The organism is Comamonas sp. AG1104 (assembly GCF_003350425.1).
GTDB classification, from domain to species: domain Bacteria; phylum Pseudomonadota; class Gammaproteobacteria; order Burkholderiales; family Burkholderiaceae_C; genus Comamonas; species Comamonas testosteroni.
The window spans coordinates 232,767-247,812 of the sequence record NZ_QQAS01000007.1; the positions used below are offsets into that span (position 1 = coordinate 232,767).

Annotated in this window: 11 protein-coding genes, 1 pseudogene and 2 riboswitches; of the genes and pseudogenes, 4 read left to right on the forward strand and 8 right to left on the reverse strand. The window is 58.8% G+C overall.

Annotated features, from left to right (window positions below; genetic code table 11):
• Positions 1-153 precede the first annotated feature (153 nt).
• The 4 genes from cysD to DFO48_RS20305 form a co-directional block, all read right to left on the reverse strand.
• Entirely contained in the window at positions 154-1,086 is a 933-nt protein-coding gene (gene cysD, locus DFO48_RS20290) for a sulfate adenylyltransferase subunit CysD (protein WP_114864577.1), read from the reverse strand.
• A 190-nt stretch (positions 1,087-1,276) separates the two neighbouring features.
• The gene (locus DFO48_RS20295; protein ID WP_114864578.1) at positions 1,277-1,924 is read right to left on the reverse strand and encodes a phosphoadenosine phosphosulfate reductase family protein; all 648 of its coding nucleotides are present in this window, start codon (positions 1,922-1,924) and stop codon (positions 1,277-1,279) included.
• Positions 1,921-2,307, reverse strand: a complete 387-nt coding sequence (locus DFO48_RS20300; protein WP_003080160.1) for a DUF934 domain-containing protein — start codon at positions 2,305-2,307, stop codon at positions 1,921-1,923. Before DFO48_RS20300 ends, DFO48_RS20295 begins: the two co-directional genes overlap by 4 nt.
• A gap of 24 nt (positions 2,308-2,331) precedes the next feature.
• Positions 2,332-4,116, reverse strand: coding sequence for a nitrite/sulfite reductase (locus DFO48_RS20305; protein ID WP_114864579.1), 1,785 nt, complete (start codon positions 4,114-4,116; stop codon positions 2,332-2,334).
• A gap of 284 nt (positions 4,117-4,400) precedes the next feature.
• Here DFO48_RS20305 and DFO48_RS20310 point away from each other — a divergent pair, with 284 nt between their 5' ends.
• Positions 4,401-5,720: a hemolysin family protein gene (locus DFO48_RS20310; protein ID WP_003080155.1), complete on the forward strand. Its 1,320-nt coding sequence runs from the start codon at positions 4,401-4,403 to the stop codon at positions 5,718-5,720.
• An 80-nt stretch (positions 5,721-5,800) separates the two neighbouring features.
• On the opposite strand, the gene mnmC is transcribed toward DFO48_RS20310, so the two are convergent.
• On the reverse strand, positions 5,801-7,747 hold the full coding sequence (mnmC, locus tag DFO48_RS20315) for an FAD-dependent 5-carboxymethylaminomethyl-2-thiouridine(34) oxidoreductase MnmC (RefSeq protein WP_114864580.1): 1,947 nt from the start codon (positions 7,745-7,747) through the stop codon (positions 5,801-5,803).
• Positions 7,748-7,910: 163 nt separating this feature from the next.
• Complete coding sequence (locus tag DFO48_RS20320; RefSeq protein ID WP_003069687.1) at positions 7,911-8,576, reverse strand: trimeric intracellular cation channel family protein; 666 nt, start codon at positions 8,574-8,576, stop codon at positions 7,911-7,913.
• Positions 8,577-8,628: 52 nt separating this feature from the next.
• A riboswitch (glycine riboswitch) is annotated at positions 8,629-8,748 on the reverse strand.
• 13 nt (positions 8,749-8,761) lie between these two features.
• A riboswitch (glycine riboswitch) is annotated at positions 8,762-8,854 on the reverse strand.
• A 375-nt stretch (positions 8,855-9,229) separates the two neighbouring features.
• On the opposite strand from DFO48_RS20320, the gene DFO48_RS20325 reads away from it, so the two are divergent.
• A complete protein-coding gene (locus DFO48_RS20325; protein ID WP_158545683.1) occupies positions 9,230-9,619 on the forward strand; it encodes a hypothetical protein in 390 nt (129 codons plus the stop codon).
• Between the two features lie 756 nt (positions 9,620-10,375).
• Here the strand turns inward: DFO48_RS20325 and DFO48_RS20335 are convergent.
• The gene (locus DFO48_RS20335) at positions 10,376-11,989 is read right to left on the reverse strand and encodes a glycosyltransferase family 39 protein (RefSeq protein WP_114864583.1); all 1,614 of its coding nucleotides are present in this window, start codon (positions 11,987-11,989) and stop codon (positions 10,376-10,378) included.
• A 282-nt stretch (positions 11,990-12,271) separates the two neighbouring features.
• Between DFO48_RS20335 and DFO48_RS20340 the strand changes: the two are divergent.
• Positions 12,272-12,994: pseudogene (locus DFO48_RS20340) on the forward strand (transposase).
• Positions 12,995-13,147: 153 nt separating this feature from the next.
• On the opposite strand, the gene DFO48_RS20345 reads toward DFO48_RS20340, so the two are convergent.
• Entirely contained in the window at positions 13,148-13,912 is a 765-nt protein-coding gene (locus tag DFO48_RS20345; RefSeq protein ID WP_370449601.1) for a LuxR C-terminal-related transcriptional regulator, read from the reverse strand.
• Between the two features lie 418 nt (positions 13,913-14,330).
• Here DFO48_RS20345 and DFO48_RS25725 point away from each other — a divergent pair.
• Positions 14,331-15,046 (forward strand): hypothetical protein (locus DFO48_RS25725; protein ID WP_233506475.1); only part of this gene is annotated, 716 nt, incomplete at its 3' end.

Sequence of the window (15,046 nt, forward strand, 5' to 3'; positions counted from 1 at the left end):
TTCTTCGATCAAGCCTGGGCGTGATCCTTGAACAGGCATGGCCCAACCCCGGACACCGCGCAAGGGCCGTCCCGCCGCGCTGGTGTCGTCCCCCTCCCGAAGGCGAAGCCTGATGAGAGAGGGGGAAGGCGCGATAGCGCCACAGGGGGAGCGTTAGAAGTAACCGTCTTTCTTGCGCTTTTCCATGGATGCTTCGCTGGTCTTGTCGTCCATGCGCGTCGCGCCACGTTCGCTGACCTCGGCGGCAATGGTCTCGATCACGATGTCTTCGGCCGTTGCTGCCGTGCTTTCCACGGGGCAGGTGCAGGTGATGTCGCCCACGGTACGGAAGCGCACATCGCGCTGCACGACTTCCTCGCCGTCACGCGGCGGGGTCAGTTCGGTCACGGGCACCAGCAGGCCCTTGCGCTCCACCACATCGCGCTTGTGGGTGTAGTAGATCGATGGCAGGGCGATGTTTTCACGGGCGATGTACTGCCACACGTCCAGCTCGGTCCAGTTGCTGATGGGGAAGACGCGGAAATGCTCGCCCTGTGCAATGCGGGTGTTGAACAGCGTCCACAGCTCGGGCCGCTGAGCCTTGGGCTGCCACTGGCCGAAGCTGTCGCGGTGGCTGAAGATGCGCTCCTTGGCGCGGGCCTTTTCCTCGTCGCGGCGCGCGCCTCCGATCAGGGCGTCGAAGCGGAACTCGTCAATCGCCTCCAGCAGCGTCACCGACTGGTGCACATTGCGCGATTCGCCGGGGTGTGCCAGACGCACGGTGCCGCGCGCCATGGAGTCTTCCACGCTGCGCACGATCAGCTCGGCACCCAGTTCCTTGGCTCGCTGGTCACGGAAATCGGTCACTTCGGGGAAGTTGTGGCCGGTGTCGATCATCAGCAAGGGATAGGGAATGCGGCCCGCGCCGAAGGCCTTTTCGGCGCAGCGCAGCATGACCAGCGAATCCTTGCCGCCCGAAAACAGCAGGGTGGGGCGTTCAAAAGTCGCGGCCACTTCGCGCAGGATGAAAATGGTTTCTTCTTCCAGTGCATCCAGGTGGCGGTTGCTGAGATGGCTCAACACGGAAGTATCCACACGAGCGTTCATTTTTTATCCAATCAAATAATGCTGTAGCGCTTATAGATATTGGGCTATCAGCTATCTTTTTAAATCGACGGCTTACAAAACGGGCGCGCTGCAATTCCAGGGGCAGCAAGCAAGAGCCGCCTTGCGGCGAGGCTGCCGTCCCCCTCCCGAAGAGAGAGGGGAAGCCGCAAAGCGGCTCAGGGGGAGCACGTCAGTGACTCAAATGAAGTCCGCATTCGCGGTTGTCTTCACCCTTGGTCGGATCCACATAGTCAAAGTTGTTGGGCAGGCCGTGCTTCTCGCAGTATTCGTACAGCTCCTTGGACGACCAGTGCAGCAAAGGTGCAACCTTGATCAGACCGTCGGGATTGATGCTAACGGACTCCATCTGCGCACGCACGGCGGTGTCGGTGGCGCGCAGGGCGGTGAACCAGACCTTGGGTGCGGTTTCGCGCAGGGCGCGGGCAAAAGGCTCCAGCTTCACTTCTTCCGTGAAGGCCGCATGGCGCGGATCGTCCAGCGCTGGCGTGGCGCCTTCCACGGCCTCGCGGTGGGCGCGTGAGCGCAGCGGCAGGTAGATCTTGAGGTTGAGCCCAAGCTGCTTGGTCACCGCATCGGCAAATTGATAGGTGGCTTCGGTGTTGTAGCCGTTGTCCATCCAGACCACGGGCACGTCGGGGTTGGCGCGCGTGACCATGTGCAGGATCACCGCCTCGAAGGGGCGGAAGTTGGTGGTGACTATGGTGGGCTGATCCAGGCCCACAGCCCAGTTCACCAGCGCCTGGGCGTCGCGGCCCAGTTCGGCATTGATTTGTGCCAGATCCAGGTCGAGGGTGCCTACGGGGGCGAGCTGGCTCATGCTTGCACCTCTACGAAATGGGGCTGTGTGTGCACGGCGTCGGCCTGGTAGAAACCGCCAAAGCGCTCGAACTGGCGCTGGGCATCGGCGGCGTCCACGCCTTCGCGCAGCACGGCGCTGCTGAAGCCCGTGCGCTCCATCTGAACCAGCTGATCGATCAGCACATCGCCGGTGGCACGGATATCGCCCGCAAACTTCAGACGGCGGCGCAGCAGATAGGCCTGGCTGAAGGCGCGGCCGTCGGTGAAGTTGGGGAAATGCAGATCCACCTGCGTGATGCCGTCCAGATTTACCTCAAGGGCGTTCACATCGTTGGCCAGCACCAGCACATTGCCGGTGCTCTCGCTGGGGGCCTGGTATTCGTTGCTTGCCAGAATTTTCATGACTCTATCCTTGTTCTTATGGCTTCAGGCCAGCGCTTCTTCTTCGGCTTCCACAGGGTGGCGGGCTGCCTTGCCGGCTTCCTTGAAGGGGTCCAGGCCGATGCGGCGCACGGCGTCAATGAAGTGCTCGCCGGGCTGGCGCAGGTCGCGATAGGTGCTGAGCACGGCCTCGATCACATCGGGCACTTCGGCTGCGCTGAACGAGGGGCCGATGACCTTGCCGGCCACGGCCTGGCCGGACAGGGTCGAGCCGTCGGAGCCGCCCAGCGTGACCTGGTACCACTCCTTGCCGTCCTTATCCACGCCCAGAATGCCGATATGGCCGCTGTGGTGGTGGCCGCAGCTGTTGATGCAGCCGCTGATGTGCAGATCGATCTCGCCAATGTCGTCCAGCTCGTCCAGATCCTGGTAGCGGGCCGTGATGGCGTCGGCAATCGGCAGGCTGCGGGCATTGGCCAGCGCGCAGAAGTCGCCGCCGGGGCAGGCGATCATGTCGGTGAGCAGCGCCACATTGGTGCTGGCCAGACCCAGGGCCTTGGCCTCGGTCCACAGTGCATGCAGCTGGCCGACCTGCACCCAGGGCAGCATCACGTTCTGGTCGTGCGTCACGCGGGCTTCACCGGCAGAGAACTTGTCCACCAGATGAGCCAGTGCGTCGAGCTGTTCGCTTTGTGCATCGCCGGGGGCCTGGCCCACACGCTTGAAGGACAGGGTCACGGCGCGCAGACCGGCCACGCGGTGGGCGTGGACGTTGCGGGCAATCCAGCGTGCAAATGCGGGTTCCTTGGCGGTCTGGGCAATCAGGGCCTGCTCATTGCCTGCGGCATCGGCCACGACGGGCAGGGCGGGCGTGGTGAACATGGCAGCCACGCGATCGAACTCGGCCTGGGGCACGGTGTGAGGGCCGCCGTCCACTTCGACGATCTGGCGGAATTCCTCTTCCACGGCATCGATATAGGCCTGGCCTTCGGCCTTGACCAGAATCTTGATACGGGCCTTGTACTTGTTGTCGCGGCGGCCCAGCTCGTTGTAGACGCGGACGATGGCCTCGATGTAGTTCATGATCTGGTTCCAGGGCAGGAACTCGCGGATCGCGGTGCCGATCACGGGCGTGCGGCCCATGCCGCCGCCCACGAAGACCTTGAAGCCGATCTCGCCGGCTTCGTTCTTGACCATGTGCAGGCCCACGTCATGCCAGCCCGTGGCGGCGCGGTCCTCGCTGGCGCCGGTGATGGCGATCTTGAACTTGCGTGGCAGAAACGCGAACTCGGGGTGCAGCGTGGTCCACTGGCGCAGGATTTCTGCGTAGGGGCGGGGGTCGATGATCTCGTCGGGTGCGATACCGGCCAGCGCATCGGTGGTGGTGTTGCGGATGCAGTTGCCGCTGGTCTGGATGCCGTGCAGGTTCACGGATGCCAGCAGATCCATCACATCGGCGGACTTGCTCAGAGGAATCCAGTTGAACTGCACATTGGTGCGGGTGGTGAAGTGGGCGCAGTTCTTGGGCAGATAGGTCGTGCCCAGCTTGCCCTGGCCTTCCAGAGCCTGCTTGAAGACTTCGGCCTCGGGCTCGTCGTACTCGCGGGCCACCTTGGCCAGCACGCGGATCTGGGCCGAGTTGATTTCGCCGTAGGGCACGGCCACGCGCAGCATGGGGGCATAGCGCTGCACATACCAGCCGTTTTGCAGGCGCAGCGGGCGGAAGTCGTCTTCCGTGAGCTTGCCTGCCTGCCAGCGTTGGAGCTGGTCACGGAACTGGTCGGCGCGTTGCTTGACGAACGCTTTGTCGAAATCGGTGTATTGATACATGTCTTCAGTTCTTCCGTGGAGCGGATGCCTTGCCTCGGGTGGCACTGCACTTTGATCGTTGGTCAGAACTGTAGAGAGGCTTTATATAAAAACAAACGATTATTTAGTGCTTCATATATATCTGAATGAATATGTGAAGGGCTGCCAGAACGCTCTTACGGAGCTCCTGAACCAATTTCCTTTCTGCGCGCTTGCATTTTGTGAGCGCCCCTGTGCCGGGCATTCTCTAGAATCAAGGCTTGTTCAATGATTGAGGCGCCTGGATTGAAAGCGGGTGCCTGACTATGGAAATAGCCATACTTTTCGCTCTCATCTGTCTGAACGGCGTCTTCGCCATGTCGGAAATTGCGCTGGTCACCGCCCGCAAAACCCGCATGCAGAAACTGGTGGATGAGGGCGACAGCGGCGCAGCAGCTGCTATCAAATTGGGAGAGGACCCAACGCGTTTCCTCTCCACCATCCAGATCGGTATCACCTCCATCGGCGTGCTCAACGGCATCGTCGGCGAGGCGGCTCTGGCCGGCCCGCTGGAGAACTGGCTGATCACCCTGGGCATGACCCAGAAATACGCCGACTACCTCTCCACCGGCCTGGTGGTGGTGCTGATCACCTACTTCTCCATCGTCGTGGGCGAGCTGGTTCCCAAGCGCCTGGGTCAGACCCATCCCGAGGCCCTGGCGCGCCTGATCTCGCGTCCCATCAACTTCCTGGCCCTGGCCACCAAACCCTTTGTCTGGCTGCTGTCGGCATCGACGCGCGGTCTGCTCAAGGTCCTGGGTGTCAAGGAGAGCAATGGCAGCGTGGTGACCGAAGAGGAAATCCAGGCCATTTTGGTGGAAGGCCACACGGCCGGCGTGATCGAGTCGCAGGAGCACACCATGGTGCGCAATGTGTTCCGTCTGGACGATCGCCAGATCGGCTCGCTGATGGTGCCGCGCAGCGATGTCATCTGTCTCGATATCGACGAGAGCCTGGAAGAGACCCTGGCCCGTGTCGAACAGGCCGACCACGCGCGCTTTCCGGTCGTGCGCGGCGATATGAACAATATCGTGGGCGTGCTCAATGCCCGCCAGTGGCTGACGCAGGCCTTGCTCAACAAGGGCAGGCAGGCGCTCAAGGACCAGCCTTTGCAGGCTGCCCTCTATGTGCCCGAGACCATTACCGGGATGGAGTTGCTGGACAACTTCCGCACCTCCGATCTGCATATGGCCTTTGTGATCGACGAGTACGGCGAGGTGCAGGGCATTGTCACGCTGCAGGACCTGATTGAGGCGATTACCGGCGAATTCCAGCCACGCGACCCCGAAACCAGCTGGGCCGTGCAGCGCGAAGACGGCAGCTGGCTGCTGGACGGCCATATTCCCGTGCCCGAACTCAAAGACCGCCTGAGCCTGCATGCCGTGCCCGAGGAAGAGCGCGGTCGCTATCACACCCTGAGCGGCATGATCATGCTGCTGCTGGGCCGTGTGCCCACCGAAGCCGACGTGGTGGAGTGGGAAGACTGGCGCTTTGAAGTCGTGGACATGGACGGCAAGACGCTGGACAAGGTGCTGGCGACCAGACTCGAGCCCCTGGTCACCGTGGCATCGTTAAGCAGCGAATAAACCTGGCTTCAGAATCAGGCCCGAAACGGCACGCAGCACTTCTCCGTAAGCGCTGCGTGCTTTTTTTTTTGCGAGTGGCCTTACCTGGGCTGCTGCTGGGCGCGGCTCCACAGACGTTGCGTACCCAGGGCCTGAGCCAGCCGGGCATCCAGCGGCAGCGGCTCGCCATGCAGGCGTGCCGCCAGCAGCTCGCCGCAAAGCATGGACAGCGTCAGCCCGCGTGAGCCCAGCCCCGTCAGCACCCACAGGCCCGGTAGATCGGCTGCCGACTGCCCGGCGGGGCCTGCCAGCGGCAGACGGTCATAGGCCGCGCAACGCAGGCGCGCCCAGGTGGCCGGCCGCTGGTCGGCATCGAAGAAGGAACTCAGCGCCTGCCGGCACCCGGGCAGCAAAGCGCCCAGCTTTTCGCCATTGCTGGCGTGGGCGGCCTGCTGGTCGGCGGCGGAGGGTGGCAGCTCGGTCACATCGCGCTCGAAGGTCGATCCCATGATCCACTGGTGCGCGCCAACCTGGTTGGCCGAGGGAAAGTCCGGCACCAGATTGCCATGACCGTTGACGGGGAAGGGCGGCATGGCCGCCAGCGTCCCGGCATCATGCCCGGCCACGCTGACCTGGCCGCGTATGGCTTGCAGCTCCCATTCCCCTGCTGCCAGGCCGCTGGCTTGCAACAAGGGCTTGGTGTCCGGGCCCAGGGCCAGCACCAGCATGGGGGCTTGAGCCAGGGTCTGGCCCTGGGCATCCAGCACTTGCCAGATGTTGTGCACTTCATCGCGCACCAGTCGTGAAGCTCGGGCATGGCCCTGCCAATGAATCCCGGGGACTTGCAGTAGCGCGCGCACCAGTTGTGCGGGGCGTACCCAGCCAGCCTGCTCATGCCAGACGGCGTGACTGTCTGCAGGCAGCTTTGCCGCAGCCAGCTGAGCCGGCAGCGCAGGCGCACTCCAGTGCAGGCCCCAGGGGCTGGTCTCGCTGCCGGGTTGCAACCATGACCTGGGCAGATGGGAAGGCTCGTTCAGGTCATGCTCGAGCACGCCGCCATGGGCCCAGTCCTGGGCTGGATGCAACTTTTGCGCTTGGCTCAGTTGCTGCAGATTTTGTAGCGTTGTGCGCACGCCGCTTCTGGACAGGCGAGACAGAACACTGTCATCGGGCGAAATATGCGGGCAAAACAAGCCGGCTGGCAGGCCTGATGCTCCTGCTGCAGGCTCGGCCGCCGCATCCAGCACCGTCACCTCCCAGCCGCGCCTGGCCAGACTGGCGGCAGCGGCGGCACCAGCCAGGCCCGCACCCAGCACCAGGCAGCGGCCGGCCTGGCCCACGGGCGCAGGCAGGCCGTCCGGGCGATGGCGCGGCTCCCATGCCGGGTTGTAGGCTGCATGCAGGTTATGGCGCTTGGGCGGCACGCCGGCGCGCTTCTTGACTTCGAAGCCCTGAGCCTTGAGTGCCTGGCGCACATGGCCGGCCACGCACCAGGTGGCCAGCTGTGTGCCCCGGCGGCAATGGCGGGCAATGTTCTTCATGGCATCTTCATCCCACATCTCGGGGTTGAGCTGGGGGGAGAAACCATCCAGATATACGCTGTCCGCTGTCATCTGCTGCTTGCGCAGCATGGTCCCGGCATCGCCTATATAGAGCGTCAGCAGCACCTGGCCGTTGTCAAACGAGAGGCGATGCACGCCGGGCAGCAGTCCCCACCATTGCTCGGCCAGTTGTTCGCCAAGCGGGCGCAGCTCCTCATCGGCCGGCAGAAATGCGAGCAGATCCTCGCGCGAGACAGGGTAGGCCTCCACCGAGACAAAATGCAGAATGCGCGGGCGTCTGGGGTCGGCTTTCCATGCCGCCCAGGTGACCAGGAAATTCAGGCCGAAGCCAAAGCCGGTTTCCAGAATGCGCCACTGCGCTGCATCGGCCCAGGCAACTGGCAGATCGCAGCCACCGAGAAAAACCTGGCGTGCCTGGTCGAGGCCGCCGAACTCGCTGTGATAGCGATCGCCGAATCTGGAGCTATAGGGGGTGCCATCCGGCATCCATGTGATCGGTTCAGACATGGAAAGTGAAACTACATAGGTAATGCATGGCGCAGTCTAGGTCAGAGCAGCCAGGCAAGGGCCGCCCCGCAGTGATGGCTGCCTCCCCCTCCTGCGTAGCAAGAGAGGGGGAAGGCGCGCAGCGCCACAGGGGGAGTCTCGATCACTCCCAGCGCTGCTGGTACGAAAAAACCGGCAGGCGCCATTTGAAACGAATGGCGGCCAGACGGAAGGCCAGACCGCCGGCAAAACACACGATGGTGCTGATATTGGGGCTGACATCCAGATAGCGCAGGCCCAGGAACATCAGGCATACGGACAGCGACACGCTGGCATACAGCTCGCGGCGGAACACCACGGGGACCTGGTTGCAGAGCACATCGCGCAAGATGCCGCCGCTGATGCCGGTAATCATGCCGGCCATGATGATGACGATGGTCGGGTAGCCCAGCTCCAGCGCGGTATTGCAGCCGATCAGCGAAAAGGCGATCAGTCCCATGGCGTCCAGCAGCAAAAACACCTGCTTGAGCCTGTGCATATGGCGTGCAATCACGGTGGTCAGCAAACCGAAGCTGATGACCAGATACACATATTCAGGGTGCTGGGTCCAGCCGATGGGGTAGTGGCCCAGCACCATGTCGCGGATGGTGCCGCCGCCCAGGGCAGTGACAAAGGCGATGACGACGACGCCGAAGATATCCATATTGCGCCGGCCAGCGGCGAGTGCGCCGGACATGGCTTCGGCGGTAATGGCCACCAGATAGATGACCAGCATGACGGTGAAGTTGGAGGCCTGGAACGAGTCCAGCAAAGAGACGGAAGGAAGCATGAAGGCACTTGAAAATAGACCAGCCACTCACATCGGCGGGAGTGTCCGGCTTGCCTCTCCCGCTGTCCTTTTACCTGAGAGTTGCGCATGAGCACCTTCGCGGTGGACATGCTTGCCCCTTCGGTGAGCCCTGCAGACTTGTGGTTGCGGGCTGCTCTCCAGTTGGCGATATCCGGGTCCTGTCAGACCCACCTGCGGTACTTATTGCCTGAGCGATTATGGGAGTTTGCGCCTTCGGCGGGAACCCTCGAAAGGCTCCGCTCTCCCGCGGGATGGGCGCGATTCTAGCTAGTTTCAGCGACTTTATTCGGGTTAATACCTGTATTGGTGTGTTTCTGCGGCTGCCAGCACGGGGTGCGGAGGGCCGGTCTGAATCTGCCATGGCGCGCACAGGCGCGCGTCTTCGTCTTCGTCTGTGAAACAGTCCGCCATAAAAAACGCATACGCACGACATCGAAGCCCAAAAAACGCAAAGCTCGTCGCAACGAAGGCCATTGCGCTTCGTTTGGCCAGCGCTGCGCCGCAACAAAGCATCCCCACGGCCATTTTTAAGACTCTTCTTATTTCGCTCGTTCGAGTCCGTTCCTAGCCTTGTTCATTCCAGATCAAACGGTCACTGCGAACCTCGGCGTTCGCGCAAGGCCGCAGCGTGTTTGCTCACGCGTGCAAAAGGGGATGGGATGCGATGGAGATTGGTTTCGCTCGGTGGAAAGACGGTTGAAGTGATTCCTGCAACCAGTGCGGGGCGCTCTGCTGATTTCTTTATCGACGGCACGAAATACGAACTCCAAACGATGAGCAACGTGGCCAACCAGACCTCCGATGGGCTCTCCAAATCGCTATCAAGCACGATCATGGATGCGCGAGGGCAGTCGGGCAACATCATCATTGATGCGCGTGGTCAGGCGGGAATGACGCCAGAGATTGCTGAACGGGGGATTGGGCGGGCATTTGGAAATGACAGCCGCAGTGGCTCGAAAATCCAGGGTGTGACGGTGATTACGTCGCAAGGTACTGTGTTTGTGCAGAGGGTTTCGCAATGATCAATGGTTATCCAACAGAGGAAGAGTTGCGAAATCGCATCACGAGGCAGCTGGGGTGGCGCGGACCAACGGATACTGTCGTCCTGTTATGGCATGGGTATTTAGCCGCTCTCTTGGAATGGGGGGTCATAGAGGTTCATTTGTATGACAGTTTGTCGAAGTTGCTTCCACCTATGGGCAGCAAAGAACAGAGTGAGTTATTCGCAGATGAACCACTAAGCCCCGAGCGAGAACGCGAGATAGACGAATATCTGCGTCAGAGCGAGAGTCTCAAAAGCTAGGTGCGTGCCGCGCAGAGCATCAATAGCAGCCAAGTCCGGGCAGGTCTGCGGGGTAACTTTGCTTACGCAAAATTAACTTAACGGTCTGCTTGGCAAAGTAGCCGCAGTCACTACGCTCGCGCTCCGTTTGGTACGGCTACCGCTGCGGACGCGGCCCTTGCGCCCTTGGTGTTTACCAAACCTCCGTTATGTATTGCGCCCCTTGTCCTGCGAGTGGGGCCCATGGCTCACTGCGTGTAGCCAAGAGCCACCCGCTTAAACATCCATATCTTGAGGAGATAGGCATTTGCATGGATGGAGATGTTCATAACAATTCGGTCTGCGCTAACAGCCATTAGCGGCTCTGCACCCTTACCCCGACACCTGTATACATACAAGCGGCTCTAGTGATGTGGTGGCCCTCTATCAGTCACTCGGCGGAGGCGTGCTTGGCTCGGATAAAAGCGAAGACTGAGGTTGATACAGGGTCGACTAATCAATGCACGATGGGAGAAGGTGCTGTGCAAGCGGTGTTAGGTGTGCAAAGCCAAACAGCGCGAGAACCCAGCTCAAGCATCGGTTTGATACCAGATAGCGATGGTGTCATCTGCTTCGCAGACTCGGGCTCTCCAACAACCCATACCCGGTGTTTGGTTGTGCACAAAGCATGGTTTGCATCCTGTTTTTCAAGGAGTAAATGGCTTGCGCTATTTGGAGAGAATGCTGCGGCATCCAGCAGTTCCTTCCTCCAGTTGTCGGACTTTGATGCTTTGGCGGCTTGCCAGTCATCGACGACCCAAGGGATCTGGCCTGTGTGCATGTAGAAAGGAGCGCCGTAGTACAACTGTCCGAGCATCATGATCCGATCGTCGGGCTGCACCGGCAGCGCGGCCAGGCGGTCCCAACGAGCTTTCTGTGGAACACCTTTGGTGCCGAAGCCGATAGCCAGCGCCGTGCAAAGAGCCGCCGAAGCTCCAATAGTGAGAGCGAGCTTGGGTCTCACCCGTAGTACGTTCGACCCATCACCATCGAGAGTCGTTTGCCAGACTCGGGCGATCAGGTAGGCCAGAGGTGGAAGTGCCGGCAGCACATAGCCCACGATCTTGCTGCTGGGAATTGAAAAGAAGGCCACCACAGCCAACAGCCAGACCACCATATACCGATCGAGGCTCGTTTGAGCAGGGTGTGAGTCAGATTTGGGCATGAACTCTTGCTGAGCCCGCCATTGCCTGAACAGCATATAGATTCCAGCCAGAGTCCATGGAAGACATGCAAGTGCGATCACCGCCAGGTAGAACCACCATGGCTGCGGGTTGTTGAAGCCCGTTTCGGTGTAGCGCTGGAAATGCTGTGTAACGAAGAAGTAATGAAAAAACTGCGGATGCTGCTTTTGCGCAAACCATGCCCATGGCCCCGCAACCGCCAGTATGGCAAGCCACACTGGCGGGTAAAGGGGAAGCGCCATTTGCTTCCAGCGACGCTCCCAGAGCATCCATATTGACCAAATCAAGCCCGGTAACACCAGGCCAATGAGCCCTTTGGCGAGAAAGCCGAGACCTGCAAAAACACCAGCTGCCGTGATCCAGGAGCGCCACGTCTTGCCGAGGTCCGCCTCTATCGTGGCAATGAATGCACAGGTGGTGCAGGCGCACATGCAACCAGCCAGCAGCATGTCCATATTGGAGTACTGAGCGGCCAAATAAGCGAAGGGCATCGTGAGGAAGATGATCGCCGCAGTTATGGCGGTCGAGGTGCTTGTGTAGCGTCTGGCTAGAACCAGCAGGCTCATCGATGCCAGCCATGCTCCCAGCATGGACGGCACGCGCGCCACCCATGCATGCACACCGAACAGCTCATAGCCACCGGCTGCAAGCCAGTAGTACAGAGGTGGTTTGTGAAAGAAGGGGAGCCCGTTGAGATGAGGCGTCACCCAATTTCCGGTGCGCAGCATATCCAAGGCAATGACGGCATAGCGCCCCTCATCCGGGTCGCTCAATGGGCGAATCCACGCAAAGGCCAAGATCCACAGCGCCATCGCCAGGCCCCAAAGGACTGCGTCGTCGAGCCTGCTGCGTGAAGCCTTCACGCTCAGAGTGGTAGCGGTTTGCATGGATCAGACCAGGCCGCAGAGTGAAATAACGGGGGGCGCAGCGCATTCGCTTCTGGCTACAACCTCAAACTTTTGCATCTTTACTAGCAGCATCACTGACCCCTTCGGCTAAACATGCCGTGATGTGCTTGGATAGATCCAGCTCACCTGCTGTTATTGCTGGCTGGAATCTAGGCTTTGCAACTTATCAATTCCTTAAGACTCTCGCGCGGAAGATGCTTGCTTGATATGCAAACGGCGTTGTTGCATAAATTGCAGTGCCGCAGGTCGTAGGCTTGCGTCATGAGCCAGTTCAGCAAACTTCGCTACCGCACCACCGACTGCCTCAGCTACAACGCAGCCTTGAAGTCACGAAGCTCGTTGACCATCTGGCTCGACAAGCGCATGCAATGGTTTGCCGCGGCCAGCGGCAAACGCGGGCGAAGCCCGAAGTTCTCGGATGCCGCCATTCAGTTTTGCCTGACCATGAAGAATCTGTTCGGCTTGGCACTGCGCCATGGTGGAGTCACTTTTGCATTTGTGAGGGCTGCATTTGCTCGTGGACTCGACGGGCATCAAGTTCTTGGGTGAAGGCGAGTGGAAATGCAAAAAGCACGGCGCTGAGCGTCGTCGTCAATGGCGCAACTCCCTCTCAACGAAGCCGTGCTCGGTTTGACCGGTGATGGGGCCTATGACACACAGCCCGTGTATGAGGCGGTGATTCAACGGGGCGCAGTCCCCATCATTCCTCCGAGAAAGAACGCACGGATACGCAAAGACGATGCCTGCGCGTATCGCAATGCGGCACTCGCCGCATGCAGGCGTTTGGGTCGAAGGATATGGAAAGTCTGGAGTGGCTATCACCGGCGAAGCTTGGTGAATAGCAAGATGAACTGCATCAAACGACTGGGCGAGCGGGTCATGTCCAGAACCTTTGAACGGCAAGTCAATGAGCTGCATATCAGGGCAGCCATATTGGACCGATTCACTGAGCTGGGCCGTCCTCAGACGGCAGCCGTGGCCTAGCCACGGCCGGGGCTTGGGGAGGCTCGCCTCAAACTTGATTTATGCAACAGTGCCCCTTACGAAAAATTCTCTTATCAAAAATACTCAATCAAAGAATATCTGTAAGAAAAATTCCATTTATCTCGAACTTGAAATTCACACAAAAAATCGGTTTTAAATGATACCTGTCAGCATCGCATATCTGACAGCTTGTGCTCTGGTTCTGACCTGCATTTTTCCATAAATATTTTTTACATGTGTTGCCACAGTCAATGGGCTGATTTCCAGGTAGGACGCAACCTCTTGAGTGCTTTTCCCTTGAGCTATCAATTTCAATATATCTATCTCTCTTTCAGTCAGCGACTCAAATTTTTTATGCGTGGAGATGTTTTCCCCCTGCATAGATGCCTTGAATATTTTGGGAATGATTTTCTTCGCCACTCGCGGCGAAATCGCAGCCCCTCCATTGGCGACTTCCAGCACAGCCTGCAAATAGCTTCCAAACCATGAATTCTTCACAAGGTATCCCACAGCGCCTCTCTTAAGAGCTTCCATGGCGGCATCATCGTTTTCACTTGCAGAAATTGCGATGCATAGCACCTCAGGTCTTTTTAGCTGGATCGACTCCAGCAGCTCAGCTCCTTGACCTTCGCCAGTAGACAGGTCAATGAGGAGTACATCGAACTCTTGCGAAAAGATGCTCTTACGAGCCTCTTTGTAGCTGGACGCCTGCCCTACCAGAAGAGTGCGCGGGTCACGCATGAGCTCCTGCGAGATCACGTTCCTGATGTGTCTGTCTTCGTCGACCAGAAAGACTCGCACAGGTTGGCTCTGCTGACCTTTCATGTCGGACGGCCACATGCCACCGAAAGCAATAGATGCGCCTTCAGTTCTGCCGACGTCAGACCGTGAACTCATAGATGCGTCGGTTAGATACATGTGACACCCCAGCAGATCGATTGGTTGGAAGTCACGCAGAAAATAGAATTTGTTTTACTGAAAATCCATAGAAAACAAATAAAGAAAAATTGAGTTTAATTTCTTACATATTAATACTCAAATACAAGGTATTAACCATCCTGGAAATAAATCTAGATAAAAACCCTTTGTTTTTGAAATAATTGTCTTAAAAATAATCTGTAATAAAGATTACATTTTTTATCATTGTAGGAATTTTTCCAAGGGTGCTATTTATTCAATAGCGCATCATCCTCAATCCACAAGAAATGAGTCATCTTTTTATCATTTTAAATTTGCAAAAAAATATCTTTGAATAGGGTATTACTGTTTTCTTAACATTTTCTGAAACTGCCACTACCGAATGCCTGTTTTGGAAAGTAACTAAGCACTCCAAAACTTGACGACGGTTAACAGGGGCCTTTTGCAGGTCTGCAAATGGTCTTTTGCTCACACACACTCTCTCTTTCACTTGTCTGAAAACTCGCTATTCAAAGGAATGATCATGAAAAAGTCTCTGATTGCCATGGCGGTTATTGCGTTGACTGGTGTTGCCTCTGCTGCCGTGAGCAGCTCAAGCATTGCAGCCACAAACACGACGTCGAGTGCATCTTCTGGCACGGTGTCGGGTGCTGCCAGCTCGGGCAACGGTGCTGCGCTGAGTTCAAATAGCGCCACTTCCGGTGCGACTTCCAATGCCAATGCTGCTGGTGGCGGCTTCGCTATTGGACCTTTCGGCGCCGGTGGAGCAACTGTCGGTGGTAGCGCCACTACTTTCGGTAACGTGAAGAGCCTTTCGGCAACCTCGGGCAACGCAGTTGCTGGTGGTGGCGCAGCAACCAATGCCAATGCGGGCTCGGCTGCTGCTGCCGGCTATAACGCAGGACCCGTCAGCGGCACTGCCTTCGGCGGCGCCTCTTCTCAGACAGCGAATGTTGCTGCAACTGGCGCCGGCCCTGGCGGCGGCTTGGCTTACGTCAACAACAATGCTGGCACCACCTCTGGCTACAACGCCACATCAGGAGCCGTTTCCTCACCTTGGGGCTCGTTGACCAACACCACATCGAACGCAGGCTCTGTGGGTACCGTCCACCAGAATGCGGGTTCCTGGGGTAA